The following is a 510-nucleotide window of genomic DNA, read 5'->3' on the forward strand; positions in this document are numbered from 1 at the left end:
GGCGCGCATCGGCCAGAAGAACAAGATCACGCGGCGCTGGGCCAAACGCGGCACTCGTCCCTCGGCACCACGGGATCTGAGGACGGCCTCGACCTACATCTTCGGGGCAATCTGCCCGGCCCAGGGCAAAGCTGCCGGCCTGGTGCTGCCGCGCTGCACGACCGAGGCGATGACGCTGCATCTGGCCGAGATCTCGCAGGCGGTGGCGCCTGGGGCGCACGCGGTGCTGCTGCTGGATCGAGCGGGCTGGCATGTCTCGCGCAAGCTGCAGGTGCCAGCCAACATCACCCTGGTGCCGCTGCCCGCCAAAGCGCCCGAGCTCAACCCGGTGGAGAACATCTGGCAGTATATGAGGGAGAACTGGCTCTCCAACCGGATCTTCACCTCCTACAGCGACATTCTCGATCACTGCTGTGCGGCTTGGAACAAGCTCGCAGATCAGCCCTGGACCATCATGTCCATCGGCTTGCGTGAATGGGCGCATCAGTTCTGATCAGTGGGACTTGGTAT

At 64.1% G+C, this 510-nt stretch carries 1 protein-coding gene; it reads left to right on the plus strand.

The genetic code is table 11. The features are described from left to right. Nucleotides 1-493: IS630 family transposase (locus JKG68_RS32905; RefSeq protein WP_202066684.1), on the plus strand; the 493-nt coding region annotated here is incomplete at its 5' end. Nucleotides 494-510: the final 17 nt, after the last annotated feature.

This window comes from Microvirga aerilata (assembly GCF_016743775.1).
GTDB lineage: Bacteria > Pseudomonadota > Alphaproteobacteria > Rhizobiales > Beijerinckiaceae > Microvirga > Microvirga aerilata.